This is a genomic window from Archangium violaceum Cb vi76, assembly GCF_000733295.1.
GTDB classification, from domain to species: domain Bacteria; phylum Myxococcota; class Myxococcia; order Myxococcales; family Myxococcaceae; genus Archangium; species Archangium violaceum.
In genome coordinates this window covers 1-26,454 of sequence record NZ_JPMI01000030.1, presented here as the reverse complement: position 1 = coordinate 26,454, position 26,454 = coordinate 1, and the positions used below count along the sequence as shown (strand labels likewise).

Below are 26,454 nucleotides of genomic sequence, written 5' to 3'. Positions count from 1 at the left end.
GCGCGCGCGCGCGCGCGCGCGCGCGCGCGCGCGCGCGCGCGCGCGCGCGCGCGCGCGCGCGCGCGCGCGCGCGCGCGCGCGCGCGCGCGCGCGCGCGCGCGNGNGNGNGNGNNNTCTACTACATGCGGGAAGACCCTCACCCCCCGCCCTCTCCCAGAGGGAGAGGGAGCATGCGCAACCCGAGCGGATGTGCTTGGCTGCGCCACCTATGGCCGAGCGCGTGAACAAGATCGCAATCATCGGAGCCGGCGCGGTGGGCGCCACCATCGCCTATGCCACCATGATCCGGGGCGTGGCGAAGCAGCTCGCCCTCTACGACATCAACCGCGCCAAGGTGGACGCCGAGGTGCTGGACCTCAACCACGGGTTGCAGTTCGTGCCCATGGCCAACTTGGAGGGCTCGGACGACCTCGGCGTGTGCGCGGGGGCGGACGTGGTAGTCATCACCGCGGGCGCCAAGCAGAAGCAGGGGCAGACGCGCATGGAGCTGGCGGGCGCGAACGTGGAGATGTGCCGCACGCTCGTGCCGCGATTGCTGAAGGTGGCCCCGGATGCGTTGCTGCTCGTGGTGACCAATCCCGTGGACGTGCTGACGTACGTGGTGCAGAAGCTGAGCGGGCTGCCCGCGCGGCGGGTGTTCGGCAGCGGGACGGTGCTGGACTCCTCGCGCTTCCGCTTCCTGATTGCCCGCCACCTCAACGTGGCCGTGCAGAACGTGCACGCCTTCATCGCGGGCGAGCACGGGGACTCGGAGCTCCCCCTGTGGAGCTCGGCCACGGTGGGCGCGGTTCCGCTGATGAAGTGGTCCGCGCCGGGACACTCGCGGCTGACGGACGAGGACCGCACCCGCATCTTCGACAACGTGCGCAACGCCGCCTATCAGATCATCCGCGGCAAGGGCGCCACCAACTACGCCATCGGCCTGGCCACGGCGCAGATCCTGGAGGCCGTGCTGTACGACGAGAACCGGGTGCTGCCCGTGAGCTCGCGGCTGGACGGCTACCTGGGCATCGGCGACGTCTGCATGAGCGTGCCGAGCATCGTCAACCGCATGGGCGTGGAGACGGTGCTCGAGGTCCCCCTCGACGACACGGAGCGCGAGGGCCTGCGCCGCAGCGCGGATACGATCCGCCAGGCCATCCGCACGCTAGGCTTCTGACGAAGCCGCCTCGCCCCCAGGAGCCTCTCATCGTGATCTCCCGACGACCCTGCCTCGCGTGGCTCTCCCCCCTCGTGCTGCTCACCCTGCTGGCCTGCCGCAGTGAGCGCTCTCCCGCGTCCACGCCCCCGGCGGCCACACCGGTGTTCGGGTTCGATGTCGTCCAGAGCTGGCCGCACGACCCCAATGCCTATACCCAGGGGCTCGTCTACCGCGACGGCAGGCTGTTCGAGGGCACGGGTCTCAACGGCCAGTCCAGCCTGCGCGAGGTGGAGCTCGAAACGGGCGCGGTCCTGCGCCGGCACGCCCTGGAGCGGCAGTACTTCGGCGAGGGCATCACCCTCTTCAAGGGCAGGCTCTACCAGCTCACCTGGCGCTCGCACGTGGGCTTCATCTACGACGCCACGACGCTCCAGCAGGTGGGCCGCTTCGAGTACCCCACCGAGGGCTGGGGCCTCACCGATGATGGCACCTCGCTCATCATGAGCGATGGCTCCAGCACCCTGCGCTTCCTCGACCCCGCCACGCTCGCGTTGCAGCGCTCCATCCGGGTGACCGACAACGGCCGGGAGATCTCCCAGCTCAACGAGCTGGAGTTCATCAAGGGGGAGATCTACGCGAACGTGTACATGGAGAACGACATCGCCCGCATCGACCCGGCCACGGGGAAGGTGACCGGGTGGATCTCCCTCTCGGGGCTCCTCCCGCCCCAGGACCGGACCGGAGTCGAGGACGTGCTCAACGGCATCGCCTACGACGCGGCCCGGGACCGGCTGCTCGTCACCGGCAAGCGCTGGCCCCGGCTGTTCCACATCCGGCTCGTGCCCAGGTAGTCCCTCCGCCCCCCCACTGATTCACCCGCACGCCTTCGCGGCGAGGCACCCGTACGCCCTCGTTCCGAGGCGCGTGGCCGGTGGGCGTGTGCCCGAGTCCACACTCCGGACTCCCTTCTCCCCGTGTTCACGCAGCAAGAGCGGAAAATTACGGGTTGACAGGAGGTCTCGCTTTCTTGGAAAGTGAGAAAGCACTCGACACAACCGTCGAGTCGGAGGAACCGTCATGCGCACTCGTCGTCTGGTTTCCATCCTCCCCCTCGTGCTCCTCGGGAGCGCCTGCAGCGTCGACAGCACCACCGCCGACACCCAGGACACCCAGGGGACGCAGGACAGCAACATCTCCACCAAGGCCGAGGGCCGGGGTCTGGAGCAGTTCCGGGCGCAGCGTCCGGACTTCTTCCGGGGCGCGGGGGACGTGGCGCTCAAGCGCACCCTGCGTGACGAGCGCGGTCTGGTTCACGAGCGCGTGTCGCAGAGCTTCCGCGGCGTGCCCGTCTTTGGCGCCGAGGCCATCCTCCACACGGATGCGAATGGCTCCGTCGTCTCCGTCACGGACCGTCTGGCCCGCGACCTCAAGGTGGACACGACCCCCGGCCTCCGCGCCGAGGAGGCCATCCAGATCGCCGTGGCCCAGGTGGGCGGCTCCCGCGCGCTGAGGGCGGATCCGAAGGCGGATCTGCAGATCCTCACCGATGAGATTGGCAACGGCGCCCGCCTGACGTACCGCGTGCAGCTCCAGAGCGTCACGGACAAGGGCGCGCCCTCGATGCCCAACCTCTTCATCGACGCGAAGACGGGTGAGGTCGTCAAGCAGTTCGACAACCTGAAGACGAGCCGCAACCGCAACACCTACAACGCCAACAACCGCACCACGCTGCCCGGCACGCTGGTGCGCAACGAGGCCTCGGGTCCCTCGAGCGACGCGGTGCTCAACCAGGCGCACGACAACGCGGGCTTCACGTACGACTTCTACTTCAGCAAGTTCGGCCGTGACAGCTACAACGGCGCCGGCGCCACCCTCACCTCGTCCGTCCACTACAGCCGCAACTACGTGAACGCGTACTGGGACGGCACGCAGATGGTGTACGGCGATGGAGATGGCAGCCAGTCCGGCCCGCTGACCGTGCTGGACGTGGTGGGCCACGAGCTCACCCACGCCGTGACCGACACCTCCTCGGATCTCGTGTACGCCAACGAGTCGGGTGCCCTCAACGAGGCCATGTCCGACGTCTTCGGCGCCTCCATCGAGGCCTTCCGGGATGGGGCCGTCAGCGCCAACACCTGGAAGATCGGCGAGGAGTGCTGGACGCCGGCCACCGCGGGTGACGCGCTCCGCTACATGAACGACCCGGCCATCGCGGGTGACTACGACTACTACCCCACGCGCTACACGGGCACCTCCGACAACGGCGGCGTGCACTGGAACTCGGGTATCGCCAACCTGGCGTTCAAGCTGATGGTGACGGGCGGCACGCACCCGCGCGGGAAGACGACCAACGTGGTGCCGGCGCTCGACGCGGACGCCTACGCCAGCATCATGAAGGGCGCGGCCATCTTCTACCGCGCCAACACGGTGTACCTCACGCCGGGCAGCACCTTCTCCGAGGCGCGCGGCGCCACGGCGCAGGCCGCCACCGACCTGTACGGCGCGACCGCCGCCGCCGCGGTGAACGAGGCCTGGGCCGCGGTGGGCGTGGCCGCGCCCCCGAGCTGGACGGTGCTCACCACCGTGAGCAACCTGTCGGGCGCCAAGAGCAGCAACACCCACTACACCCACGTCACGCCGGCCGGCGCGACGGCGATGAAGTTCGAGACGATTGGCGGCACGGGTGACGCCGACCTGTACGTGAAGTTCGGCAGCGCGCCCACCACCACCAGCTACGACTGCCGCTCCGCGGGCGCCACCTCCACGGAGAGCTGCACCATCAACGGCGCGAAGCTGGGGACGTACTACGTCCTCATCAAGGGCTACACGGCCTACTCCGGCACCACCTACAAGGCGAGCTCCGGCCAGTAATCCCGGGCAGCACGGAAGTCCTCACGCCGGCGCGGCGCACCTTCGGGTGGCCGCGCCGGTTGTCTTTCGTGGGCCAGGGCTCGCTACCGGACGACCTCACAGCCGCAGCCGCACTCGTCGAAGAACGGCTGGAAGCCCCCCTCGCAGAGGAAGGTGATGGCGGCGCACGCGTCGGGGTCCCTCGAGACGTACGAACGGTTCGGGTCGTTGTAGTCACAGGCCTTCTGCTGCTTCTGGCAGCCACACCCGCACTCGTTGAAGAACGGGAGGAAGCCCTCCTTGCAGGTGAAGCGGATGGCGGCGCACTGAGCGGGGTCGCGGGAGACGTAGCGCAGGCCCGGTTCCCGTCCCGTGCAGGCAGCGGGGTTCTGCCTCCGGCAGATGCCTCCACAATCCGCGCCGCCCCGGTCCGGGTCGCAGTCGTCGCGAGGGTCATCGACGCAGGCATACCCCTCGGCACAGGGGATGCCGGCGATGCCGCCGCAGAAATCACCCCGGACCTCCTCTTCCTGGAGACCGGCCTCCTGCCCGGCATCGGCGGTGGGAGCACAGGACAGACCACAGAGCGCCGCACCGACGACGAGCACGCCGCACCACATGAGGCGGATGGACATCCGGAAACCCTCCTTTGGGCTGCTGGAGAGGAATGGGGCGGAGCGAGGCCATCCGGAAGCAGAGCGGGAAGCAGGCAAGGGCTCCTGCTCCCGGGTCTGTCCGAGGGGCCACCCCTCTGTTCACCCGGATGACGCAGGGCGCCAGCACGTGGGGCGCGACAGCCCACGCCCGCCGCTGGCACTCTCGCGCCCCCATGAGGAAGCCCGACCATGTCGAGGAGTCACCCGTGAGCAAGCCGCTCGAGCTGGTGGCGATCCCCGCCCCTCCGTCCGAGTTCCGCGTCCGCCGCGATGCACGTTTCGCCGCGCCCGGTGAGAAGCGCACGCGCTACCACCTGCCCGAGTCGCTCGAGTCGTCCTCGCCCGTTGGCTACCGCACGCGCGTCTCGCTCTCGCGGGAGGAGGCCGGCATCCTGCTGTCGCTGCTCTCGCTGCCGAGGCCCTCGCGCTTCGTCCCGGGCCCCGCCCTCACCGAGCGCGAGCTCTTCGAGGAGTGCTCGCTCGGCGTGCTCTCCGCCAGGCAGTCCACCAACTTCCGCGGGCAGCGCGAGGTGCTGCTGGGCCCCAAGGACTCCGAGCAGGCCGCCGCGTTGTTGAGGCGCATGGGCCGCAAGGAGGCGCCCGTGCTCGAGGGTGCCGCCTGCACCCACGTGGTGCTCGCGCGCCCCTACCGCACCCCCTTCACCTTCCTGCTCACCTTCGTCGGCCACAAGCCGCTGGCCAGCCTCATCACCGTGCCGATGCGCGCCTGGGCCAAGCGCTTCCACCACGCGGATGACATCCCCACCATCGGCTACCTCAAGGAGCTGCACCTCGGCGTCCTCGCGGATGCCATGGAGCGCGCGACGGTGATTGCCTCCGCGGGCACGCGGCGGGCCCAGGTCTTCCTGGAGCCCTTCGAGCAGCCCGCCGACACGGCGGCCCTGCGCGAGTTGGAGGCGCTCGTGGGCCTCACCCCGGCGGAGCGCGCGGCGGGCTGGCGCATCTCGCTCGTGGCCCAGGTGGGTCATGTCCCCGAGGAGGAGCGCATCCCGATGGAGCGCTCCACGGCACGGCGCCTGGGCGCGGCGCTGCTCGCCCTGCGCAGCGAGCGCATCCAGCCCGGCGTCAACGCCGAGCCGAGCGCCCCTCCCGCCTATCAGACGCGCCAGCCCATGGACGTGCCCGAGGAGCTGACGGTGCAGGCGGGCCGCGCGGCCTACAACGCCTTCGCCCGCTTCACCGGCGTGTCCCGCGAGCGGGCCAAGGAGTTGGTGCTGCTCGAGCGCATCGACGTGCTCACGCCCCATGGCAAGGAGCGGCTGCGCTCGGTCCGCGAGGAGCTGGAGCAGGTCACCGACAAGCTCATCGCCCGGCTGCCACTGTGGGCGGATCTGGCGCTCGGGCGGGCGCTCTCGCGCAACAGCGCTCGCGGGCGGAAGGCGTTCGCGCTCGCGGGTCAGCGCATCTACGTCGGAGGACTGTCCCGCCGCGAGGTGGAGCAGTCGGGGTTGTCCTTCGCTCACGCGGTGCGGGCCTTCGGCGCGGCGGCGGCTCGCGGAGCGCTCGTCGCCGAGGTGGCCGGTACCACCGAGATTCCCGAGGGGTGTGACCTCAGCGGCGGCGTGTGTCTGATGGCCGGGCCCGTGAACCAGAACGACATCGGCAAGCAGTTCTTCGGCGGCAAGGACCTCCTCGAGCGGGCTTTCTCCGGCCGGGCGCCCACGAGCCTGCTGGTGTGGACGTTCAAGGCCAAGACGGTGGCTGATCCGATCGGCAACGAGCAACAGTTGCTGGACGCCGCTCGCAAGGGAGCGCTCGTGGATCTGCGGCCGGGACCGCATGAGGTGGTCGCCGTGCGGCAGGGGACGACGCTCGGGCCCATGCGTTTGCGTGGCGGGCAGGTGAATGCCGAGCGGGCCTTTGGCGACGTGGGGAACTTCGTCACGGACCCCGCGGGCAAGGAGATTCCTGGCAACCGGGGCACGGTGTGGCCCTCGGACCAGGCGGATGCTCCCTTGTGGCCCGGGGGTACACGGTAGGGCCCTCGCGGTTCAACCCGAGGCCCTCGATACCCTCACCCCGTCCCTCTCCCGAGGGGAGAGGGGATGTGGGGTCAGGGGGCCTCGGTACTCGCCTTCTCGGTGCTCGTCTTCTCGGGGCTTGCCTTCGTGGTGGGGCGGGCGGCGCCGTTGGCCACGCTGTTCAGATAGTTCAGCGACATCTTCAGCTGGTAGTCCGTTACCTTCGCCGACACGTCCCAGTCCCTCACGCTCTCGGGCAGGGTCTTCGGCTTCGCCACCATGTCGGACTCGCTCGACACCACCGGCTCCGCCTTGAAGTGCCGATCCAGGTCCTTCTCCCGCGGCTGGTCCTTCGAGCCCTTCCCGCCCTGCGTCTCCGGCACCAGGTAGTCCGGCGTGATGCCCTTCTCCTGGATGCTCCGCCCCTTCGGCGTGTAGTAGCGCGCGATGGTCAGCTTCAGCCCCGAGCCGTCCTCCAGCTCGATGACCGTCTGAACACTCCCCTTCCCGAAGGTCTGCGTGCCGAGGATCTTCGCGCGTCCGTGGTCCTGCAGCGCCCCCGCGACGATCTCCGACGCCGAGGCGCTCCCCGCGTTCACCAGCACCACCAGCGGGTAGCTCGGCTCCGTGTCCCGCTCCTTGCTCAGCTCCTCGTTCGCGCGGCCTCCCTTGCGCCCGCGAGTGCTCACGATGGGCAGGTTCCCCGGCAGCCACAGGTCGCTCACCGCCACCGCCTGGTCCAACAGCCCGCCCGGGTTGTTGCGCAGATCCAGCACCGCCCCTCGCAGCGGCTTGCCCCCGTTCTGCTCCCGCAGCCGGTCCAGCTCCTTGCGCAGGTACAGCGCCGTGCGGTCCTGGAAGTTCTTCACCTTCAGGTGCGCGATGCCTCCGTACAGCGCTCCCTCCACCGAGATGATGCGGATGTGGTCCCGGATGATGGCCAGCTCGCGCGGCGCGTTGAAGCCCTCGCGCATGATGGTCAGCAGCACCCGCTTGCCCGCCGGACCCCGCATGCGCTGGAGCACCTCCGGCACGCCCATCCCCTGGATGTTCTCACCGTCGATCGCGATGAGCTCGTCCCCGGCCCGGATGCCCGCTCGCGCCGCTGGCGTGTCGTCGATGGGCGCCACCACCACGACGCTGTCACCCTTGCGCGCCACCTCGATGCCCAACCCTCCGAACTCACCGGAGGTGTCGATCTTCATCTCCTTGAAGACCTCGGGCGGCATGAAGACGGTGTGCGGATCCAACGTCTCCAGCATTCCCTGGATGGCGCCGTACATCATCCGCTTCTCATCCACCGGCTCCACGTAGTTGTTCTCCACGTAGGAGAGCACCCGGGCGAACACCTCGAGCTGCTCGTACGTGGCGGTATTGGAAGGAGCGGAGGGCTCACGTCCATCCGCCCGCGCCGCGGGAGCCAGGAGCAACAGGCCCGCGGCGAGTGCCGCGCGCCAGGAGTGCAGGGAGCGCATGAGCCCCGAGTCTAGCACCCGGCCCACGCCCCGGCCCTCCTACAGCCCCGTGGCGTCCGCGAACTGCACCAACTCCGACAGCAGCTCGTTCGGCCGCTCGACCTGCGGGATGTGGCCGAACTCCTCCACCACCCTCACCCGCGAGTGCGCCGGCAGGTGCGAGCGGAAGAAGTCCAGGCTCTGCCGGGGCAGCAATTTCTCACTCCCACCCCACACGAGCAGCACCGGCATGGCGAGCGACTGGAGCACCTCGGGCTTGAGGTACTCGCGCGTGGCCAGCGCGTCCGCGCTCAGCGCCTTCACCGCCGGTGTCGAGTAGATGCCGCGCACCATGTCGGCCAGCGCCATCATCACCATGGGCGGACGGTGGAAGAGGCGCCTGGTGAGCGCGCGACACTGCTCGGCCGTGCGCACGTCCATGGCCTGGAGCACCTCCACGAAGAACTCGTGCCCCACGTCCGCTCCCGCGGGTGCCACCAGCCCCAGGGCCTTCACCAGCTCGGGATGCTCGGCCGCCAGCTGTACGGACAGGGCACCGCCCAGCGAGTTGCCCACCACGAAGGACGGGCCCCCCACCACCTTCCGGCAGTACTCCACCAGCATGTTGTACTGGCCTCGCACGCACGTGGGCCCGAGGCAGTACTCCGGCGAGAAGCCGTGTCCCGGCAGGTCCACCGCCAACACCCGCTCGAAGCGCCGGGCCAGCCCGAAGAAGATGCGCGCGAAGCCGTTGGCCGTCCCGCCCAGCCCGTGCACCAGCAGCACCGGCGGCCCCTTGCCCTTCCCCTTCAGCTCGTAGTGGTGCAGCCGCTGCCCGGCCACGTCCACCATGCTCGACCGCACCCCGCGCGCCACCAACATGCGCCGGGTGACTTCCTGGAGTCCTGACATGAGATCCACGGCCGAAAGCTAACCTCCTCCATGCCGCACCGCATCATCTTCCACACGGTATCCATCCACGAGTGGACGCCCGGAAGCCGGGTTCCCGGCCCGGAATGCGGGAAATCAGCCAGGGAGCGGGATGCGCCGGCCCTCGCGTGCGCTGCGCTCCGCCGCCTCGATGATTCGGATGACCTGGGCCGCGCTCTCCGCCGTCACCGGCACCGGGCCCCCGCCCGCGATGGCCTCGGCCAACTGGCGGTAGAACGATTGATAGCGGCCCGGGAGGCCCTGCACGATTCCGCCGCGACTCAGTCGGCCGGAGCGCTCCGAAGGCTCGATGCCCCAACCCGCCAGGCCCGGCCGGAGCCCCGCCCCGAGCTGCTCCTCCTGAGGATCCAACCCGTATTTGCTCCAGGCATCGGCCTCGCCCTGCAGCACGAAGCGCGGCCAGGGCTCGTGCACCACCGAGCCCGAGTGCAGCAGCACGCGCAGCTCGCCATAGCGCAGCAGCAGGTGGAACCAGTCCGTGGCCCGCGCACCCGTGCGCTGCCGGCCGAGGTCCGCGATGACGGACTCGGGCATGCCGAACAACTGCAGGGCCTGGTCAATCAGGTGCGAGCCGAGATCCCACAGCGTGCCACCACCGGGAACATCGTCCTCCTTCCAGCGCGCCTTCACCTGCGGCCGGAAGCGATCGAAGTGGCTCTCGAAGCTGAACAACCGGCCGAGCCGTCCCTGCTCGAGCAATTGGCGAACGGTGAGGAAGTCCCCGTCCCAGCGCCGGTTGTGGAAGACGGTCAGACACCGGCCGCGCTCGCGTGCCAGTGCATCCAACCGCAAGGCCTCGGCCGAGTCGAGGGTGAAAGGCTTCTCCACGACCACGTGCTTGCCGGCCAGGAGCGCCCGCTCCGCCAGCGCCGCGTGCGAGTCGTTGGGCGTGGCGATGATGACCAGCTCCAGCGACGGGTCCGCCAGCAGCTCGTCCTGGGAGAGCACGCGCGCACCCGGCCAGTCACGAGCGACCTCGCTGGCCTTGCGGGTCGCGACCGCCGTCAGGGAGAAGGCGGGCTCCGCGGCGAGCAGCGGCGCATGGAAGCGCGCACCGGACAGGCCGTATCCAATCAATCCCGTACGGATGGGAGCGGTCATCGTGCCAACCAGGGGGCTGGGTCCACCGCCTGCCCGGCGCGGCGGATCTCGAAGTACAGATAGGCGCCCTTGAGCGAGCCGGTGTCACCGACCTCGCCCACCACGTCACCGGCGGCGACCTGGGCACCCACGTCCTGGGCCACGGAGGCCAGGTGCGCCACCAGCGTGTGGTAGCCGCCACCATGGTCGAGGATGAGCAGGTTGCCGTAGCCGCGCATCCATCCCGCGTAGGCCACGGTGCCCTCGGCCACCGCCTTCACCGGCGAGCCCGCGGGCGCGCGGATGTCCACGCCCTTCTGCACGGTGACGGTGTTGAAGCGCGGGTTCACCACCTTGCCGAAACCCACCTCGATGAGGCCCGGCGAGGGGAAGGGCAGCTTGCCCTTGAGGGCACCGAAGCCGGACGAGGCCGGACCCTCGTTGAGGTCCTGGATGACGCGGGTGAGGTCCTCGTCCGCCTGCTCCAGCTCGCGCACCATGCGCCGCGCCAGCTCCGCCTCGCCCTTGATGGCGCCCACGATCTCCTCGAGCGCCGCCTGCTGGGCACGCGCCAGTGCCGCCTGCTCACGCAGGAAACCCAGGCGCACGTCCAGCGAGCCCTGCAACCGGCGCAGCTCGGCCGCCGACTGGCGCCGCAACCGGGCCACCCGCTGAACCGTGCGCAGGAGCCGCAGATCTTCCTCGAGCGTCGCCCGCAACGCGCGCGAGCGCCACACCATGGCGGAGAAGTCCTTCGCGCTCAGCAGCACCTCCAACGGCCGGCGGCGCATCAGGCGGTACATGCCCCACAGCCGGGGGGACAGCCGGCGCATCTGCCCGCGCAGCATCTCCTGCGTCAGGGCGTCCTCCTGCTCGGCCACGGCGAGCCGCTTGCGGAAGACGGACAGGTCGCGCTCCAGCGCCTTCACCCGCTGCGAGCTGGTGGCCGCGCGCTGCTCCACCATCTCCAACACCTCCAGCGCGGACACCTTGCGGGACTCGATGAGCGCGAGCGCCGCCCGCTGCGTGGCGAGCTTCTCGCGCACGGCCTCCCGTTCGGACGCCTCGTCGAGCGCGGGAGATGACTCCGCCGCGCCTTGCTGGGCGGATGCAGGGGGAACCCCGTCCTCCTGGGCGAGGGCGGCACCACCCCACAGCAGCAGAGAGAGGAGGACGAGCCGGCTCATACCCGCAGGAAGCGCCCCACCGCGATGAAGCTGCCACCGAGCCCCAGCCCACAGCCCGCCGCCAGCAGCTCGAGGGCGATGCGCGGCTCCAGCAGCGGCACCATGCCGCCGGGACCCACGAGGAAGGAGAAGAGCGAGGCCAGACCGGGCCCCGCGAGCCGCTCGAAGGCGAGCAGTCCCGCCAGCGCCACACCGGCCCCGAGCAGACCCTGGAGGAAGCCCTCGATGAGGAAGGGCGCCTTGACGAAGCGGTCCGTCGCGCCGACCAGCTTCTGGATTTCAATCTCGCCGCGGCGCGCGTAGATGGCGAGCTGCAACGTCGCGGACACGATGACCACGGTGGCGAGCAGCACCACGGCGAAGGCCACCCACCCGCCATAGCGCAGCGCCTTGGAGATGGCCGAGAGCCGCTCCACGGCCTCCTCGCCGTAGTCCACGCCGGTGACGCCGGGCATGGCGCGCAGTTGCTGTGCGAGCGCCTTGAGCGCGCCCGGGGTGCGCCGTTCCTGGGGGACCTCCAGCTCCAGCGAGGGCGGCAGCGGATTCTCCGGCAACTGGGCCAGCGCCTCGCCGAGGTCGCCCAGCTCGGTCGCGAGCCGCTCGAGCGCGGCCCGAGGAGGAACCAGATTGGCGCGGCCACCACTGAGGGCCACCATGCGCTCGCGCAGCACGGCGGCGCCTTCTTCGTCGAGCTCGGGGGAGAGGTACACCGTCACCTGGACCTCGCCGCCGAGCGAGCCGATGAGGGCCTCGACCATGCGGCCGGTGGCCTGGGCGAGGCCGGCGGAGAAGATGGCGATGGCGATGGTGGTGACGGCGACGAAGTGGATGAAGGGCGCATGCCGGAGGCCCGAGGCCGCCGAGCGCCAGAAGTAGGCCGTCTTCGCGAAGACGCTCATCCCGCCGCCATCCGCCGGGCGGCCTTGACGCCGTCCTCATCCGACACGATGAAGCCGTTCTCCAGGCGCAGGGTGCGCTTCTGGTAGCGGGTGATGAGGCTGTGATCGTGGGTGGCGACCATGACCGTGGTGCCACGCGCGTTGACGTCCATCAGGAGGTCCATGATCTCCAGGGTGAGCGCCGGGTCCAGGTTGCCGGTGGGCTCGTCGGCCAGGAGGATGGTGGGGTCGTTGACGAGCGCCCGGGCGATGACCACGCGCTGCTGCTCACCACCGGAGAGCTTGAGGGGCATGGAGCTGGCCTTGTGCTGCAGGCCCACGAGCTTGAGCATGCGCTGGACGCGCTCGCGAGCCACGGCACGAGGGACACCAAGGACGTCCAGGGCGAAGGCGACGTTGTCCTCGACGGTGCGGTGGGGGAGGAGCTTGAAGTCCTGGAAGACGACCCCGATGTTGCGCCGCAGGTAGGGGATGGCCGACTCGCGGATGCGGGCGATGTTGCGACCGCCCACGAGGATCTGCCCCTTGGTGGCCTTCTCGCCGCAGAAGATGAGCTTCATGAGGGTCGTCTTCCCGGCGCCCGAGGGTCCGGTGAGGAAGACGAACTCACCCTTCTGCACGTGAAGGTTGATGTCCGAGAGGACGGGCGGATCGCCTGGATACGCCTTGTAGACGTGGAACATCTGGATCATCGGCGGGACCGATTATGGCCTCGTGGAGGCCACCTCGCCACGTTGGGCATGTCGCTCCCCGCTGAAGCCGGGTTGCGCGCCCCACCCGGCCGTCCCGGGTGCGCCCGGTCCGCCTGCTCGCCAGGAGGTCAGCCCGCCAGGCTCTTCAGGGCCGCCCGCTGGATTCCGCCCCCGGCGTGCGCCCCTTCGGGCCCGCGCAGGTACGAGGCATCCAGTTGAGCCACCCGGGGGCAGCCCAGAAGCAGCAGCGTGCGATCGATCTCCTTGCGGAGGAGCTCCAGCACCAGCTCCACGCCGCCCTGGCCTCCGGCCGCCAGCCCATAGAGGAACGGCCGGCCGATCATGCAGGCGCGAGCCCCCAGCGCGAGCGCCTTCACCACGTCCGAGCCGCGGCGGACGCCACCGTCCAGGACGATCTCCGCCCGTCCCTCCACGGCCTCGACGATCTCGGGGAGCACGTCCAGGGCGCCTGGCAGACCATCCAACTGCCGCCCACCGTGATTGGAGACGACGATGGCCTCGACCCCATGTTGCACGGCACGCCGTGCGTCCTCGGCGGTGGTGATGCCCTTGAGCACCAACGGACCGGGCCACAACCCACGGAGCCACTCCACGTCCGCCCAGGTGACGGATTGATCGAACTGGCGCGACGTGTAGCCGGCCACGGAGACCGCGTCCCGGCGGGACAGGGCCTTCGTGTCCAGGAAGTTGCCGAAGGTGGCACGCGGCGAGCGCGTCATCCGCATCACCCAACCCAGGTGCAGCAGGAGATCCAGCACATTGGAGGGCGTGGGGCGCGGCGGCACCACGAAGCCGTTGCGCACGTCGCGCTCACGATTGCCCATGTCCGGGACATCCACCGTGAGGCAGAGCGCGCTGTAGCCCGCGGCCCGCGCCCGCTCCACCAGCGAGCGGGTGACTTCCCGATCCTTCCAGATGTAGAGCTGGAACCACCGGGACGCGGGCGAGGCCGCCGCGACCTCCTCGATGGTGCACACGGACATGGTGCTCAGCACGAACACCGTCTCCTTGCGCGCGGCCGCCTCCGCGGCGAGGACTTCACCCCTGGGGGCGAGCAACCCCGCGAGGCCCACCGGCCCGAGGATCACCGGGAGCGCCAGACGCTGCCCCAGCAGCGTTGTCGACAAGTCCCGTGTGCTGACATCCACCAGGGTGCGGGCGCGGAACGCATAGTCGCCGAAGGCCCGCCGGTTGGCGTGCACGGTGACCTCGTCATCCGCGCCGCCCTCCACGAAATCGAAGAGGAAGCGAGGCAACCGGCGCCTCGCCCGCTGCCGCACATCCTCGATGTTGGCGAATCGAGCCACGGCTGGGGACCCTATCACGAGCGGGGTTCTCGACCCCAGACCGCCTCGTCCAGCGCCTCCAGCTTCACGCCAACACCCGGCCGAGGCGAAGCGCCCGGGGACTACCGAGGTGCACGTCGCCTGTGTCCCGGTGGGAACGTGGCTTCCCGTTCGCCCCGGAGTACGACATCCACCACACCGGCCCGGATGCGCCTGCTCGGCCTGCTCGCGGGGCCGCTCGCCGCCGGGGCCGTCCTGCTCATGTTTTCTTCGAAACAAACTCCTTGGACCCCCCCGACCTCCTCACCGTCCGCCATCCGTACCATGGAGGTTGTTGAGCATGAGTGTCAGGCAGAATGAATGAGTACGAGGAGTGCAGCGCGATGAGATTGGTCGTTTTGATGACCGCAATGGGGGTGCTCAGCGTCGGATGCGCCCACGGGCAACGGCCGGAAAACCGCATCTACTTCATCTCCGAGGATGCGCGTGGAGTCGGCAGCGCTCTCGGCACTGGCGGCGCTGGCTTCCGCGACTGCGATGCGGAGCATGTCCAATGCTTCAAAGAGTGTTGGAACGCCCCTACTCTGCCATGGCCTCACACGAAACGGGACGAATGGTATAACGAGTATTGCACCAGGGAATGCCGCAAGCAGTATATGGAATGCGAAAAGGAGAATGAGAAGAAGGCGAAGGAGTTGAAATTCTCGCGCGTCGAGGACGCGGTTGGATGGATCCGGACGCACAAGGCCGAAGTGACGCTTGGTACGGTCGTCATCATCGCTGGCGTTGCCTTCGTCATTACGACTGGCGGCTCTGGCGCGCTGATTCTGGCTCCTCTTGCCCTCTAACCGGTACACCCATGACCTATCATTCAAACTTTGATGTCGACACCGTCATGAAGACACTCGGCACCGTGGGTGCGAAATACCCGGAGGGCACGCCGGAAGACGAGGCGCTCCGAATTGCCTCGGTAGCGTTGCTCTATCTCCGCGACACCCAGAAACTGGATGAATACCGCGATTATTTTCAGAGGTTCTTCACCTACAAGCCGGTGACCATTGCCCAAACGTTCGCGACGAAAGAGGAAGCGGACAAGTGGCTCGCCAGTGGCCATGCCAGGGATGGCGCTCTCGTTAAAATCGCTGACCAGGGTTTTGTCGTATATGCCATGCCGAAGGGATTGAAGTTCGTCCCCAGGCCCCTGCCGGAAGAACTGGAACCTCCAGATTCGAAGTAGGCTCCGCAGGCCTCGTGCGCGTTCGAGCAAGAGCCCGAAGCGCCTCGTTCCCGCTCCGCGCGACGGGTTCCCGGAGCCGGTTCCAGGAGGTGCCCACTTCAGCCGCGATCCACGCACCTTTCCGGATGTATCCAGCGGATTGCCATCACGTTCCAGCGCACGGTCGTTTGATTTTCGCCAAAACGAATTACCGTGGAATCGCCGGTTCCGAAGGCGCAGGTCGTTCGGTCGTCACGGTCATGCAACTTGACCGTTTCGTTGCACGAGGTGCGCCCCGGGAGCCGGTGGCGGAGTCGAGGACGTTCGACGACGTCGAGTCAGCCACGACGTGTGCAGCCTGGAAACCCCACTGAGAACCCCATGTTCGCTCACCCCATTCACTCCAAGATGCGCAAGACCTTGTCACTCTCCGTCGCCCTGTGCGGCCTGACCGTCGGTGGAAGTGCCTTCGCCGACGAGCTTCCCCGGATGGACCACGCGCCCTCGCTGTTCAATCAGGGGCAGATCTCGAACTACCATCCGGTGTTCGACTTCGACTCGGACGGCTGCTATCCGGCCACTCCTTTCAATCGCAACAACAACCTGAGCCAGAACCCCGGTCTCAATGCGACGGGCACGCCACAGGGGAGCTGCCGCGACGGAGGCTTCGAGGCCTTCGCCAACGTCATCCACCGGCAGCTGTGCAACGAGCGGAACGAGGCGCAGGGCCGCGTGAGGCGCTGCGCGCACTTCTACGAGCTCTACTTCGAGAAGGATCAGGCCCTCGGCGGCTCGTTCCTGGGCGGGCATCGCCACGATGTCGAGACGGTCATCGTGTGGACCGGGCGCATCGACTACACGGGTGGTGGCAGCTCCGAGTTCGTGAGCCACATCTCCGCGAGCGCTCACGGCAACTTCGACACCCGGCACATCAACGACACGATCCGCAACCAGGGTCACGCGTACATCGTGTACCACAAGGACGGTGTGGGGACGCACGCGTTCCGCTTCGCCAATCAGGGCGACCGCGATCGCGTCGAGTACATCGGGAACAAGGGTGACTTCTATCTGCCGTACGTCCTGAGCCACTACCGTGCCTACAAGTCCTGGAACAACGACGAGTGGGAGCGCTACTGGCAGAACCGTGATTACCGGTCGCGGCTCGAGTCCTCGAACTTCGGTTCCGCGAGCTTCAAGACCCGCAACGACGGCGAGATCATGTATCAGGCCAACAACGCCGTTCCCAGATCGGACAGCTTCTGGAGCAACTTCAGCTTCACCTGGGATGACGTGTGGTTCACGCGGACCCAGGAGCTGAAGGCGAACTATCCGTCGATCTATAGCAGCCTCCCGGAGCAGTGAGCCCGCGGTAGCGGTTGACCGGCTCGAGTTTTCGGACGTCCCTCCTCTCGCCGTGGAGGAGGGAGCGCTCGGGCTGCCCGACAGTCCCCATCTTCATGCGGAGCGCTCCTTCGCCGTGGCGCTCTTCAGCCAGACGGCGGGTCTGGATGCGGTAGTGCACCCTGGCCTGGCGCGAAGCTTCCACGAGCGTCTGGTACCCCACGATGCCCAGGCGCCCGAGCGGCTGCACCATCGCGAGTCCCCTTTGTCCGGGCACATCCTGGCAACGCCCCAGGCCACTCACGGGAAGAGCGGCAGCCCCACCACACGTACATGGCCGCGCGGCCTCTCCACCCTCCGGGCGCACTACTCGGGCGGACCCTGTCCTCGGCCCTCCTCCCTCAACCCTGCCCCTCTCCGTCTTATGCTCCGCTAGAGGCAAGACTGTACGAGTGTATGCATGTTGACGAGACACTTCATGGGGCTTGGACATTCTGAGTCGGCATTGCACGGGATCTCACAGGAGCCCCCATACAAGGTCGTCCTCATTCCAAGACAACCCGCGCTCGGACGAGACCACATCAGGCAGACATGCGCGAACTGGCAATCAGAGTCGTTCGAGCAGTTATCGTGGAGCTGCGGTTTCGAACCGGTTGTTCGAGGTTCGTCCGGTAGACATCCGGACGGACGGCAGGCGCCTGTGATTGCAAGATACGCAATCACTACTCCGAGCAGCCGGTTACCCGGCTGTACGAAGAGCTTGCCCCGTGGAGTGGAGGAGGTGGACCGCATGTGCACTCCCATCCTATCCAGCCCAGAACTCAAGGGAAGCACACATCAACATGCTCATAGTTCGTGCATCGTGTGGTCCGGTGGAGAACGGCTCAAACGATGGTGAGGAAGCGAGGAGTTCGAAAGGGGAGATCCAAAACTCCGGTCCCTTGATCAGCCCTCGTTGGATCTCTTTTCAACCCATCCGCCGGAGATGATCGTCCCCGCTCGCGCCACCTGTGGCACGGTGGGGACGTGGCTTCCCGCTCGACCCGGAGTGCACCCCCTACCTCGCCGTCCCGTGTGCGTCTGGTTGGCATGCTCGCCGGGCCGCTCGCCGCCGGGGCCCTTCTGCTCATCCCCTCGGGGCTCCACGCCGTACCCGGCATGGGCCACCGCCCTGCCGCCGCTGCCGCCGTGGCCGCTTGGATGGCCCTCTGGTGGTTCACCGAGGCCATCCCCATCGCCTGGACGGCCCTCCTCCCCCTCGTCCTCTTCCCCGCGCTGGGCGTCTTCGGCGTCGGCCTGCCCGCCTCCCTCGGCCGCGCCGCCCTGCCCTACGTGGACCCCTACATCTTCCTCTTCCTCGGCGGCATGGCCCTGGGCGCCGCCCTGGAGCAATGGCACCTGCACCGGCGCATCGCCCTGCTCATCATGCGCGCCATCGGCACCGCTCCCCAACTCCTGCTGCTCGGCATGCTCGTGGCCACCGCCTCCGTCTCCCTGTGGATCTCCAATACCGCCACCGCCGTGATGATGGTGCCCATTGGCCTGGCCCTCATCGCCCAGCTCGAGGCCAGTGAGGGCCGCCGGCTGGAGCACTTCGGCGCCGCGCTCATGCTGGGCGTGGCCTACGGTGCCAACGTGGGCGGAATAGGCACCAAGATCGGCAGCCCCACCAACTCCGTCTTCGCGGGCGTCGCCTCGCGACGGCTCGGCACCGACGTGGGATTCCTCGAGTACATGGCCGCCGCCCTGCCCTTCGTCCTCCTCTTCGTGCCACTCGTCTGGTGCATGCTGTGGCGCATGGGCCGCCGGGACGCTCTCGGCCCCGGCAAGGGCGTGGACGTCATCCAGCGGGAACTGTCCGCACTCGGGCCCCTGTCGAGCGGCGAGAAGGTGGTGGGCGCCGTCTTCCTGGTGGCCGCTCTCCTGTGGATGGGCGGGGACTTCCTGCGGCCCGTGCTCGCGCCCTGGGTGGCCTCGGCCTTCGGGGGCTTCAAGCTGCTCGGCAAGCACTACGAAGCGAGCGTGGCACTGCTCTCCGCCGGGACGCTCGTACTGCTGGGCCGGCTGTCGCTCCAGTCCCTCGCCCGCGTCCCCTGGGACACGCTGCTGCTCCTGGGAGGCGGCTTCGCGCTCGCCGCGGGCATCGAGGGCGGCGGGCTCTCCACGTACATGGCCGCGCGCCTGGCGAACCTCGAGTCCCTGGGCCCCACCGCCCAGTACGGCGCCGTGGCCCTGTCCACCGTGCTCCTGTCCGCCGTGGCCTCCAACACCGCCACCGTGAACGTGCTCCTCAACGTGCTCCCCGGCTCGCTGCCCCTGCTCGCCGTGAGCACCTTCGCCTCGTCGTGCGATTTCGCCCTGCCCGCGGGCACTCCGCCCAATGCCATCGTCTTCGGCAGCGGCTACGTCCGCCTGCCCACGATGATGAAGGTGGGGCTGCCGCTGGACCTGCTGGCCGCCGCGCTCCTCACCCTCTACGGGCTCGTCTGGGTGCGCTTCGTGCTCGGCTGAGCACGGCCGCGCGGGACTACTGGTTGTTGTCCTCGCCCGCCAGGTAGCTGAGGATCACCTCGTCCAGGCTCTTCTCGGAGATGAGGTCCTCTCCGAAGAGCGTCTCCACGCCCACCTCGTTGATCTTCGGCGCCACCTTCATGGCACGCGCCGCGGCGATCTCCGGGGGCACGAAGGCACCCGGCGGCGGGGCCGGCTGCGGCTTGGCCACCGGTGCCGCCTGCCGGGCCTGCGCGGCGTCCTCGGCCGTGCCCAACTGACCCGGCTGGTAGTGCCGCACGCCCGACGTGTCGAAGCCGTCGTACACCCCGTTGATGAGGTTGCGCAGCATCTCCTTGTGCTGCTCCTCCATCAACTCGCGCACCACCTCGCCCAGGTTCTCGGCGTTGAGGATGTCCGCGTACGACGTCTTCTTGGACGCGAGGATGTTACCCCCCACGAACAGGTGGGTGATGATGTGGGGGTTGTTGACGCCCGAGTCCTCGGTCTGGACGTGGTAGACCTTCCCCTTGTACTTGATGTTGTGGTTGAAGCCGGTGACGGCTTTTTCGAAGGTTTTCGCCATGCCCGAGGCGGCGGAACGTACCAGCGGCCACCAGGGGACACAAGGAACGCGTCGGTCCTTCTTCCTCGGATGCCCGCTGGCCTCCCGGCTGGAAGACCGGGCGCCTGCATCGTTCACCCGATGACTTCGTCCAGGATCCAACTCCAGGTAGAGTCTCCCTGGACAGGGTCGGCGGCTCCCGCCCGGCCCCCCTGAGCACGACGGGACTCATGACGAAGAAGAACGAGCTCAAGAACCACCTGCGTCAGCAGGACGCCACCGCTTTGGCCCAGGGCTACTCGCCCGCCATCCGCGCCATGGAGATCGCCAGCATCGTCTCCTTCGTTGGCCTGGAGCTCGCCCTCGTCTGGCGCCTGTGGGGCAACCCCCACACCGGCCCCTGGCTCCTCCTCAGCGCCCTCCTGCTGGGCTACCTGGCCGCCGATTTCGTCTCCGGCTTCGTCCACTGGATGGGCGACACCTGGGGCTCCACCGACATGCCCGTGCTCGGCAAGGCCTTCATCCGCCCCTTCCGCGAGCACCACGTCGACGAGAAGGCCATCACCCGCCATGACTTCGTGGAGACCAACGGCAACAACTGCCTCGTCTCCCTCCCCGTCGCCATCCTCGCCGTCCTCCTCCCCCACGCGAGCCCCGGCCAGGTCTTCGTCTCCGCCTTCCTCGGCGCCATGATCTTCTGGGTGATGGCCACCAACCAGTTCCACAAGTGGTCCCACATGGACCACCCCCCCGCGCTCATCGGCTTCCTCCAGCGCGTCCACCTCATCCTCCCCCCCGACCACCACCGCATCCACCACACCGCGCCCTTCAACAAGTACTACTGCATCACCGTCGGATGGATGAACAAGCCGCTCGTGATGATCGGCTTCTTCCCCACCCTGGAGCGGCTCATTACCCGCGTCACCGGGCTGATTCCCCGCAAGGACGACATCGGCACCGAGGCCGCCCTCGAGCTCTTCGAGGCGACTTCCACGGCGACTCCTCCCGTCGTCCAGGCCGCCAAGGAGCTCCTGGAGGAGGCGACTCCGGACGAGGCGCCCGTGTCCTCCGCTCGGCCTTCCTGATTCGCGGGTCCGTGGGTGGGGGCTCCAGGGGGGAAGCTGGGGCCCGTGGCACCCTCACCCCGTCCCTCTCCCGGAGGGAGAGGGGGACTGTGTTCCCTAGAAGGACAGGTCCACCTGCTCCGCGGCGTGGATGGGCCTCCCGAGGAACCTCGCCCCCACCTCCACGAAACGCTCCGGCACGTCCGTCACGAAGTAGTGGTGCGCCGGTGTCCCTCCCCCGGGCGCCAGCAGCATCTGCTCCTCCAGCAGCGACGCCACCACCTCCGCCGTCGCCTCCGCCGAGTCCACCAGCTCCACCCGCGGCCCCACCGCCTCGGCGATGACCTCCTTCAGCAGCGGGTAGTGCGTACACCCCAACACCAGCGTGTCCACCCCGCTCCGCGCGAAGTCCGCCAGGTACTCGCGGGCCACCAGCCGCGGCACGTCTCCTCCCAGCCACCCCTCCTCCGCCAACGGCACGAAGAGCGGGCACGCCCTCGCCTTCACCTTCACCCCCTCCGCCCCCGCAGCCGCCTCCAGCTCCCGCTGGTACGCCCCTGAACGGATGGTCCCCGGCGTCCCGATGACCCCCACCCCTCCGCCCCGCGTCCGCCTCAGCGCCGCCCTCGCCCCAGGAGCGATCACCCCCACCACCGGCACCGGCAGCGCCGCCGACAGCGCCGGCAACGCCACCGCCGACGCCGTGTTGCACGCCACCACCAGCAGCTTGATGCCCCGCTCCAGCAGGAACTCCGCGTTCTTCAGCGAGTAGCGCGTCACCACCTCGCCCGACTTCGTGCCGTAGGGCACCCGCGCCGTGTCTCCCAGGTAGAGCGTGCTCTCGTGGGGAAGGTGGGACATCAGTGCCTTGAGGACCGTCAGTCCTCCGACACCCGAATCGAAAACCCCGATGGGACTGTGGCTTCCTTGCCGCATAACCGGCTTCCCTATCACGTTTGATGCCAACCCCAGCCGCCCGCCCGCAAAGCAAGGAGGGCCGAGGCGGATGCCCCGGCCCTCCGGACTCCAAGCGACCTGGCGGCTGACTAGTACTCGCGCACCAGGGCCACCGTGTAGGAGACGTCCGACGCCGTCTTCTGCTCGAAGGCGTTCACCGTCAGCACGTCCGGGAGGTCCTCGTTGCTGTAGGCGATGGACGAGCCCTTCATGCCGCGGATGTACACCTCGTACCGGCCCGGCTTCAGGTACTGGTAGAGGATGGGCGCGCCCGTGCAGGACTGGTAGTCACCCGCCGTGCCGTAGACCAGCTCGCCCGTCGCCAGGTTCTTCAGGTTGATGACCATCCCCGTGATGCCCGCCTCGGCGCACGACCGGCGCGCGCTGCCATCCCACAGCTCCCAGCGCAGCGACATGCCACCCACCTCGAAGAACCGGTAGGACTCGGACCGGGGGCTGCCCGCGCTCGTCGTGAACGTGCCGAAGGTGTTGTACAGCGGCAGGTTGTCCCGGCCCGCCCGATCCCGGCCATAGGCGATCATCTGGATGGTGTGCGTCCCATCCGCCAGCCACGGCGTCTCCACGCCCCCGTTGCTCATGCCGTCCGCGCAGTTCAGCGTCACCCACTCGCCGTCGTCGATCTGCGCCTGGATGTAGCTCACGCCGGCCTGCGAGCAGGACGGGTTGTTGCTGTAGGTGTTGGGCGGGAAGTACCAGGACACCAGCGCATAGGACATCCCGTTGGGCGTCAGGTCGATGTTCACCCGCACATCCCCGTTCACCGTGAAGGTGCCCCGGCCCTCGAAGAGGGTGTCGCCGTCATAACCGATGGCCCGGACGGTGTAGGGGTAGTTGCCGGGCATGAAGTCGTGCAGGACGATTCCATCCACTCCGGCGGTGTTGCAGGCATAGACGCCGTTGTTGTGGAGCGACTCCCCGGGGATGGAGATCTGGATGTTCTTCACATCCGGCACATCCGCGCAGCGGCCATTGGGCGCGAACGTCCACAGGAAGGTGACATCGCCTTCGTAGCCCTGCTGGTAACCACCACCATCACCGTCACCGTCGACGATGATGCAGCCCGTGCTGGCGGCCGTGAGACAGAGGAATGCGGTGAGGATTCTGGCGTTCATGGGACGTCCTCGATTCTACATCGATAGGGAGGGGGGTACGGGCATCCGGCCCGTCACACACCCCCTCGGACGCCCCCTTGGGGAATTTATTCAAAGCCCGGCAACTCTCTCCCGCCAGCTCCCTCCCCCCACCGGGTTTGTTTGACCACCCCGGACACGGATGTTACGGCCTGACCCCCATGATGCTGCCCCACCTCCCCCCGGCGCTCGGCGCCATGAACTACCTGCAGATCCTCCGTGACGCCTCCGTCCTGGAGCTGGGCGTGCTGGGCCTGCTGATGGCCGTCTCGGTGGCCTCCTGGGCGCTCATCGCACTCAAACACACCCAGTTGTCGCGGGCCCGGAGACAGTCCCTCAGCTTCCTGGACTCCTTCTGGAAGGCCTCCCGGCTGGAGACCATCTACCAGGACGCCCAGAAGCTGGACGGCTCGCCGCTGTCCAAGGTGTTCTGCGCCGGGTACGAGGAGCTGAGCAAGCTGGCGCAGCACAAGGAGGGGGCCGAGGGCGCCATGTCCGAGCGGCTGGGCGGCATCGAGAACGTGGAGCGGGCGCTCAACCGGGCGTCCACCACGCAGCTCACCGACCTGGAGCACCGGGTGTCCTTCCTGGGGACGGTGGGCGCGGCCTCGCCCTTCGTGGGCCTGTTCGGCACGGTCATCGGCATCCTCAACGCCTTCAACTCCATCGCCGAGCAGGGCAACGCGACCCTGGCCACGGTGGCGGCGCCGGTGGGCAACGCGCTGTTCGCCACGGCGGCCGGCCTGTTCGCGGCCATCCCCGCGGTGGTGGCCTACAACTCGTTCGTCAGCCGCATCAAGGTGTTCGACACGGAGATGGCCAACTTCTCCGCGGACTTCCTCAACATCATCAAGCGGCACTTCTTCCGCTAGGAGACACGCGCCATGGGCATGGGCTCCAATCGCGGAAGCGGCGGCCGCGTCACCATGAGTGAGATCAACGTCACGCCCATGGTGGACGTGATGCTGGTGCTGCTCATCATCTTCATGGTGACGGCACCCCTCATCCAGCAGGGCGTCAAGGTGAACCTCCCGGAGGCCAAGGCCGCCCCGGTGGAGGCCGCCGAGAAGAAGCTGGTGCTGTCCATCGACGCGCAGCGTCGCATCTACATCGGCGAGGCCGAGGTGCCGGTGGACGAGCTGGAGAAGAAGCTGGCCACCAACGCCAAGGCACAGGCGGACAAGGAGCTGTACCTGCACGCGGACCGGGACGTGCCGTATGGCGTGGTGGTGGACGTCATGGCCGCCGCCCAGCGCGCCGGCATCAGCAACGTGGGGATGATCACGGACCCCACCGCCGGGGGCCGGGCGTCCAACAAGGGCAAGAAGGAAGCGAAGGAAGCAAGGCGCTAGCCCATGCACCCGGCCGTCCATCACAGTCTGCTCGCACCGAGGGGCTCCCGCCTGGGACGCTTCCTCGGCGTGTCCCTCGGGGGGCACGTGCTCATCCTGGTCGCCGTGGGGCTGTACAACGCCTTCGTCGAGGGTCCCCGGGTGCAGCTGGACCAGAAGCCCATCCGCGCCACGCTGGTGCGCCTGGGCAAGCCCCGGGACGAGAAGCTGCTGCCCCGCAAGGAGCAGCCGCCTCCGCCTCCGCCCAAGAAGGTGGAGGCCCCGCCCACGCCCACCGCCCCCGCGCCCGCGCCGGCCAAGGTGGCCGTGCCCATCCCCGGGGTGAAGCCGGAGCCCGCCCCCGCCCCCGCGCCCCAGAAGGGCGAGACGAAGGGCGAGGACCGGCGCAACAAGCTGTTCGGCGCCTTCGACAAGCTCTCCAAGTCGAAACCCGACGAGGAGCTGGACGGCGCCGAGGACGGCGACCCCAACGGCGACTCGGCCACCGCCGAGGGCGAGCGCTACTTCGGCCTGCTCTCCTCGCAGGTGCGCCGCCACTACAACGTCGCGGACACCATCCCCGACAACGAGCGTCTGTACCTGAAGGCCCAGGTGGCCATGCGCCTCAACCGCACCGGTGAGGTCATCGAGACGCGGCTGGCCAGGGCCAGCGGCAATGATCTCTTCGACTCGGCCGTACTGGCCGCGGTGAAGAAGGCCTCTCCCTTCTCTCCTCCCCCCGACCATCTGCGGGACACGCTGCAGAAGAGCGGCATCGTCCTGGAGTTCAGCCCGTGAACGCGAAAGCCCTTTTCCTCTCGCTCCTCCTGTTGCCGGTGGCGGCGCTCGCCCAGGCGCCCGTCATTCAAATCTCCGGTGCCAACTTCCGGCCCCTGCCCCTGGCCGCCACCGCGCCGCTCGTACAGGGCGAGGAGGCCAAGGCGTCCGCCCAGGAGGTGGACGAGGCCTTCATGTATGACCTGCGCGCCTCCGGCATCTTCCAGGTGCTGGACCGCGGCAGCTTCCTGGCGGACCCGAAGGAGGGCATGGCGGCCGGCAGCATCAACTTCTCGCGCTGGGCGGACGTGGGCGCCGAGTCGCTGGTGAAGTACTCGCTGGCCCAGGAGGGCGGCGAGCTGAAGGCCGAGGCGCGCGTGTTCAACGTGGGCACCGGCCGCGAGGACTTCAAGACGTCCCAGAGCGCCCCCGCCGCCGAGTCGCGCCAGGTGGCCCACAAGCTCGCCGACGCCATCTACCGCCACTTCACCCGCGAGCCGAGCCCCTTCCTCTCGCGCATCACCTACGTGCGCAAGACGGGCAACAACCGCGACATCTGGATGGCGGACTGGGACGGCCGCAACGCGAAGCAGGTGACCCGCGGCGGCATCAACCTGCTGCCCTCGCTCGGGCCGGACGGCGCGGTGGGCTACACCTCGTACCAGCAGGGCGAGCCGGAGCTCTACATCCGCCGGCCCGCCGGCAACACGGCGCGCATCAAGACGTCCGAGGGGCAGATGGCCACCGGCATCTCCTTCTCGCCGGATGGCAAGCGCATCGCGTACTCGCTCGCCTCGGGTGAGAGCACGCAGATCTGGGTCGCCGAGGCGGATGGCGACAAGCCCAAGCAGCTCACGGACACGCGCTTCGGCATCAACACCAGCCCCTCGTGGTCGCCGGATGGCAAGCGCATCGCCTTCGTGTCCAACCGGGGCGGCTCGCCACAGGTGTACGTGATGAACGCGGACGGCTCCGGCGTGCGCCGGCTCACCTTCCAGGGCAACTACAACCAGACGCCGGACTGGTCTCCCCGGGGCGATCTCATCGCCTTCACCGCTCGCGACGAGCGCAACGCGTTCGATCTCTTCACCGTCCACGTGGACAGCGGCAAGGTGACGCGCCTCACCCAGGACCAGGCGAACAACGAGGAGCCGTCCTTCTCGCCCAACGGGCGCCTGATTCTCTTCACCTCCACGCGCAACGGCGGGTCGCAGCTCTTCGTGATGACGGCCGATGGCAACAACCAGGTCGCGCTGCCAGGGCAGGAGAAGAGCACGCTGCTGACGCCCGACTGGGGCCGGTAAGCCCCTTCGGGAATGTCCTCGAAGGAGTGCCCCTGGGAACACGCGCAAACATCTCCCCT

At 68.5% G+C, this 26,454-nt stretch carries 24 protein-coding genes; 13 read left to right on the top strand and 11 right to left on the bottom strand.

The features are described 5' to 3' along the window. Positions 1 to 220: 220 nt before the first annotated feature. The 3 genes from Q664_RS05600 (at position 221) to Q664_RS05590 (ending at position 4,012) form a co-directional block, all read left to right on the top strand. Positions 221 to 1,159: an L-lactate dehydrogenase gene (locus tag Q664_RS05600; protein ID WP_235216572.1), complete on the top strand. Its 939-nt coding sequence runs from the start codon at positions 221 to 223 to the stop codon at positions 1,157 to 1,159. Between the two features lie 32 nt (positions 1,160 to 1,191). Next, positions 1,192 to 1,992: a glutaminyl-peptide cyclotransferase gene (locus Q664_RS05595; protein WP_235216571.1), complete on the top strand. Its 801-nt coding sequence runs from the start codon at positions 1,192 to 1,194 to the stop codon at positions 1,990 to 1,992. 226 nt (positions 1,993 to 2,218) lie between these two features. Further along, entirely contained in the window at positions 2,219 to 4,012 is a 1,794-nt protein-coding gene (locus tag Q664_RS05590; RefSeq protein ID WP_043390633.1) for a M4 family metallopeptidase, read from the top strand. Between the two features lie 83 nt (positions 4,013 to 4,095). On the opposite strand, the gene Q664_RS59930 is transcribed toward Q664_RS05590, so the two are convergent. After that, positions 4,096 to 4,626: a hypothetical protein gene (locus Q664_RS59930; RefSeq protein WP_052517703.1), complete on the bottom strand. Its 531-nt coding sequence runs from the start codon at positions 4,624 to 4,626 to the stop codon at positions 4,096 to 4,098. Between the two features lie 227 nt (positions 4,627 to 4,853). Here Q664_RS59930 and Q664_RS05575 point away from each other — a divergent pair, with 227 nt between their 5' ends. Next, entirely contained in the window at positions 4,854 to 6,647 is a 1,794-nt protein-coding gene (locus tag Q664_RS05575) for a hypothetical protein (RefSeq protein WP_235216570.1), read from the top strand. Positions 6,648 to 6,721: 74 nt separating this feature from the next. Here Q664_RS05575 and Q664_RS05570 read toward each other — a convergent pair whose 3' ends face one another. The 7 genes from Q664_RS05570 to Q664_RS05540 form a co-directional block, all read right to left on the bottom strand. Continuing rightward, complete coding sequence (locus Q664_RS05570) at positions 6,722 to 8,104, bottom strand: S41 family peptidase (RefSeq protein ID WP_052517704.1); 1,383 nt, start codon at positions 8,102 to 8,104, stop codon at positions 6,722 to 6,724. A 39-nt stretch (positions 8,105 to 8,143) separates the two neighbouring features. Beyond that, positions 8,144 to 8,995, bottom strand: a complete 852-nt coding sequence (locus tag Q664_RS05565; RefSeq protein ID WP_326938669.1) for an alpha/beta fold hydrolase — start codon at positions 8,993 to 8,995, stop codon at positions 8,144 to 8,146. A gap of 114 nt (positions 8,996 to 9,109) precedes the next feature. Then, positions 9,110 to 10,135, bottom strand: coding sequence for an oxidoreductase (locus tag Q664_RS05560; protein ID WP_043390627.1), 1,026 nt, complete (start codon positions 10,133 to 10,135; stop codon positions 9,110 to 9,112). After that, complete coding sequence (locus tag Q664_RS05555) at positions 10,132 to 11,301, bottom strand: murein hydrolase activator EnvC family protein (RefSeq protein WP_084609543.1); 1,170 nt, start codon at positions 11,299 to 11,301, stop codon at positions 10,132 to 10,134. The genes Q664_RS05560 and Q664_RS05555 overlap by 4 nt, the downstream gene beginning before the upstream one ends. Beyond that, positions 11,298 to 12,200: a cell division protein FtsX gene (locus Q664_RS05550; RefSeq protein WP_043390623.1), complete on the bottom strand. Its 903-nt coding sequence runs from the start codon at positions 12,198 to 12,200 to the stop codon at positions 11,298 to 11,300. Before Q664_RS05550 ends, Q664_RS05555 begins: the two co-directional genes overlap by 4 nt. Then, positions 12,197 to 12,892 (bottom strand): cell division ATP-binding protein FtsE, encoded by a 696-nt coding sequence (gene ftsE / locus Q664_RS05545; protein ID WP_043390621.1) that lies wholly within the window; start codon positions 12,890 to 12,892, stop codon positions 12,197 to 12,199. Before ftsE ends, Q664_RS05550 begins: the two co-directional genes overlap by 4 nt. 128 nt (positions 12,893 to 13,020) lie before the next feature. Next, positions 13,021 to 14,220, bottom strand: a complete 1,200-nt coding sequence (locus Q664_RS05540; protein WP_152621930.1) for an alpha-hydroxy acid oxidase — start codon at positions 14,218 to 14,220, stop codon at positions 13,021 to 13,023. A 335-nt stretch (positions 14,221 to 14,555) separates the two neighbouring features. On the opposite strand from Q664_RS05540, the gene Q664_RS54555 reads away from it, so the two are divergent. The 4 genes from Q664_RS54555 (at position 14,556) to Q664_RS05520 (ending at position 19,267) form a co-directional block, all read left to right on the top strand. Further along, positions 14,556 to 15,047 (top strand): hypothetical protein, encoded by a 492-nt coding sequence (locus Q664_RS54555; RefSeq protein WP_043390619.1) that lies wholly within the window; start codon positions 14,556 to 14,558, stop codon positions 15,045 to 15,047. 11 nt (positions 15,048 to 15,058) lie between these two features. After that, on the top strand, positions 15,059 to 15,436 hold the full coding sequence (locus Q664_RS05530; RefSeq protein WP_043390618.1) for a hypothetical protein: 378 nt from the start codon (positions 15,059 to 15,061) through the stop codon (positions 15,434 to 15,436). A 387-nt stretch (positions 15,437 to 15,823) separates the two neighbouring features. Next, entirely contained in the window at positions 15,824 to 16,777 is a 954-nt protein-coding gene (locus tag Q664_RS51590; protein ID WP_160174345.1) for an NPP1 family protein, read from the top strand. Positions 16,778 to 17,830: 1,053 nt separating this feature from the next. Further along, positions 17,831 to 19,267 (top strand): SLC13 family permease, encoded by a 1,437-nt coding sequence (locus Q664_RS05520; RefSeq protein ID WP_043390616.1) that lies wholly within the window; start codon positions 17,831 to 17,833, stop codon positions 19,265 to 19,267. A gap of 16 nt (positions 19,268 to 19,283) precedes the next feature. On the opposite strand, the gene Q664_RS05515 is transcribed toward Q664_RS05520, so the two are convergent. Further along, positions 19,284 to 19,832, bottom strand: coding sequence for a hypothetical protein (locus tag Q664_RS05515; protein ID WP_043390614.1), 549 nt, complete (start codon positions 19,830 to 19,832; stop codon positions 19,284 to 19,286). Between the two features lie 209 nt (positions 19,833 to 20,041). Here Q664_RS05515 and carF point away from each other — a divergent pair, with 209 nt between their 5' ends. Beyond that, positions 20,042 to 20,896, top strand: a complete 855-nt coding sequence (carF, locus tag Q664_RS05510; protein ID WP_043390612.1) for a plasmanylethanolamine desaturase — start codon at positions 20,042 to 20,044, stop codon at positions 20,894 to 20,896. Positions 20,897 to 20,992: 96 nt separating this feature from the next. Here the strand turns inward: carF and murI are convergent, their stop codons facing one another. Both murI and Q664_RS05500 read right to left on the bottom strand, forming a co-directional pair. Beyond that, positions 20,993 to 21,811: a glutamate racemase gene (gene murI / locus Q664_RS05505; protein WP_043390610.1), complete on the bottom strand. Its 819-nt coding sequence runs from the start codon at positions 21,809 to 21,811 to the stop codon at positions 20,993 to 20,995. Positions 21,812 to 21,921: 110 nt separating this feature from the next. Beyond that, a complete protein-coding gene (locus tag Q664_RS05500; protein ID WP_043390608.1) occupies positions 21,922 to 22,965 on the bottom strand; it encodes a hypothetical protein in 1,044 nt (347 codons plus the stop codon). Between the two features lie 182 nt (positions 22,966 to 23,147). On the opposite strand from Q664_RS05500, the gene Q664_RS05495 reads away from it, so the two are divergent. From Q664_RS05495 to tolB, 4 genes are read left to right on the top strand one after another with little or no spacing between them, the layout of a single operon-like run. Further along, entirely contained in the window at positions 23,148 to 23,855 is a 708-nt protein-coding gene (locus Q664_RS05495; protein WP_043390637.1) for a MotA/TolQ/ExbB proton channel family protein, read from the top strand. A gap of 12 nt (positions 23,856 to 23,867) precedes the next feature. Further along, positions 23,868 to 24,335: a protein TolR gene (gene tolR / locus Q664_RS05490; RefSeq protein WP_043390607.1), complete on the top strand. Its 468-nt coding sequence runs from the start codon at positions 23,868 to 23,870 to the stop codon at positions 24,333 to 24,335. 3 nt (positions 24,336 to 24,338) lie between these two features. Continuing rightward, positions 24,339 to 25,112: an energy transducer TonB gene (locus tag Q664_RS05485; RefSeq protein WP_043390604.1), complete on the top strand. Its 774-nt coding sequence runs from the start codon at positions 24,339 to 24,341 to the stop codon at positions 25,110 to 25,112. Next, the gene (gene tolB, locus Q664_RS05480; protein ID WP_043390602.1) at positions 25,109 to 26,395 is read left to right on the top strand and encodes a Tol-Pal system beta propeller repeat protein TolB; all 1,287 of its coding nucleotides are present in this window, start codon (positions 25,109 to 25,111) and stop codon (positions 26,393 to 26,395) included. The genes Q664_RS05485 and tolB overlap by 4 nt, the downstream gene beginning before the upstream one ends. Positions 26,396 to 26,454: the final 59 nt, after the last annotated feature.

Bases quoted from the DNA above. Each gene is read 5' to 3' on its own strand.
- Q664_RS05590 (WP_043390633.1), top strand. From the start codon at position 2,219: ATGCGCACTCGTCGTCTGGTTTCCATCCTCCCCCTCGTGCTCCTCGGG.
- Q664_RS59930 (WP_052517703.1), bottom strand. From the start codon at position 4,626: ATGTCCATCCGCCTCATGTGGTGCGGCGTGCTCGTCGTCGGTGCGGCG.
- Q664_RS05570 (WP_052517704.1), bottom strand. From the start codon at position 8,104: ATGCGCTCCCTGCACTCCTGGCGCGCGGCACTCGCCGCGGGCCTGTTG.
- Q664_RS05565 (WP_326938669.1), bottom strand. From the start codon at position 8,995: ATGTCAGGACTCCAGGAAGTCACCCGGCGCATGTTGGTGGCGCGCGGG.
- Q664_RS05560 (WP_043390627.1), bottom strand. From the start codon at position 10,135: ATGACCGCTCCCATCCGTACGGGATTGATTGGATACGGCCTGTCCGGT.
- Q664_RS05555 (WP_084609543.1), bottom strand. From the start codon at position 11,301: ATGAGCCGGCTCGTCCTCCTCTCTCTGCTGCTGTGGGGTGGTGCCGCC.
- Q664_RS05550 (WP_043390623.1), bottom strand. From the start codon at position 12,200: ATGAGCGTCTTCGCGAAGACGGCCTACTTCTGGCGCTCGGCGGCCTCG.
- ftsE (WP_043390621.1), bottom strand. From the start codon at position 12,892: ATGATCCAGATGTTCCACGTCTACAAGGCGTATCCAGGCGATCCGCCC.
- Q664_RS54555 (WP_043390619.1), top strand. From the start codon at position 14,556: ATGAATGAGTACGAGGAGTGCAGCGCGATGAGATTGGTCGTTTTGATG.
- Q664_RS05530 (WP_043390618.1), top strand. From the start codon at position 15,059: ATGACCTATCATTCAAACTTTGATGTCGACACCGTCATGAAGACACTC.
- Q664_RS51590 (WP_160174345.1), top strand. From the start codon at position 15,824: ATGCGCAAGACCTTGTCACTCTCCGTCGCCCTGTGCGGCCTGACCGTC.
- Q664_RS05515 (WP_043390614.1), bottom strand. From the start codon at position 19,832: ATGGCGAAAACCTTCGAAAAAGCCGTCACCGGCTTCAACCACAACATC.
- carF (WP_043390612.1), top strand. From the start codon at position 20,042: ATGACGAAGAAGAACGAGCTCAAGAACCACCTGCGTCAGCAGGACGCC.
- murI (WP_043390610.1), bottom strand. From the start codon at position 21,811: ATGCGGCAAGGAAGCCACAGTCCCATCGGGGTTTTCGATTCGGGTGTC.
- Q664_RS05500 (WP_043390608.1), bottom strand. From the start codon at position 22,965: ATGAACGCCAGAATCCTCACCGCATTCCTCTGTCTCACGGCCGCCAGC.
- Q664_RS05495 (WP_043390637.1), top strand. From the start codon at position 23,148: ATGCTGCCCCACCTCCCCCCGGCGCTCGGCGCCATGAACTACCTGCAG.
- tolR (WP_043390607.1), top strand. From the start codon at position 23,868: ATGGGCATGGGCTCCAATCGCGGAAGCGGCGGCCGCGTCACCATGAGT.
- Q664_RS05485 (WP_043390604.1), top strand. From the start codon at position 24,339: ATGCACCCGGCCGTCCATCACAGTCTGCTCGCACCGAGGGGCTCCCGC.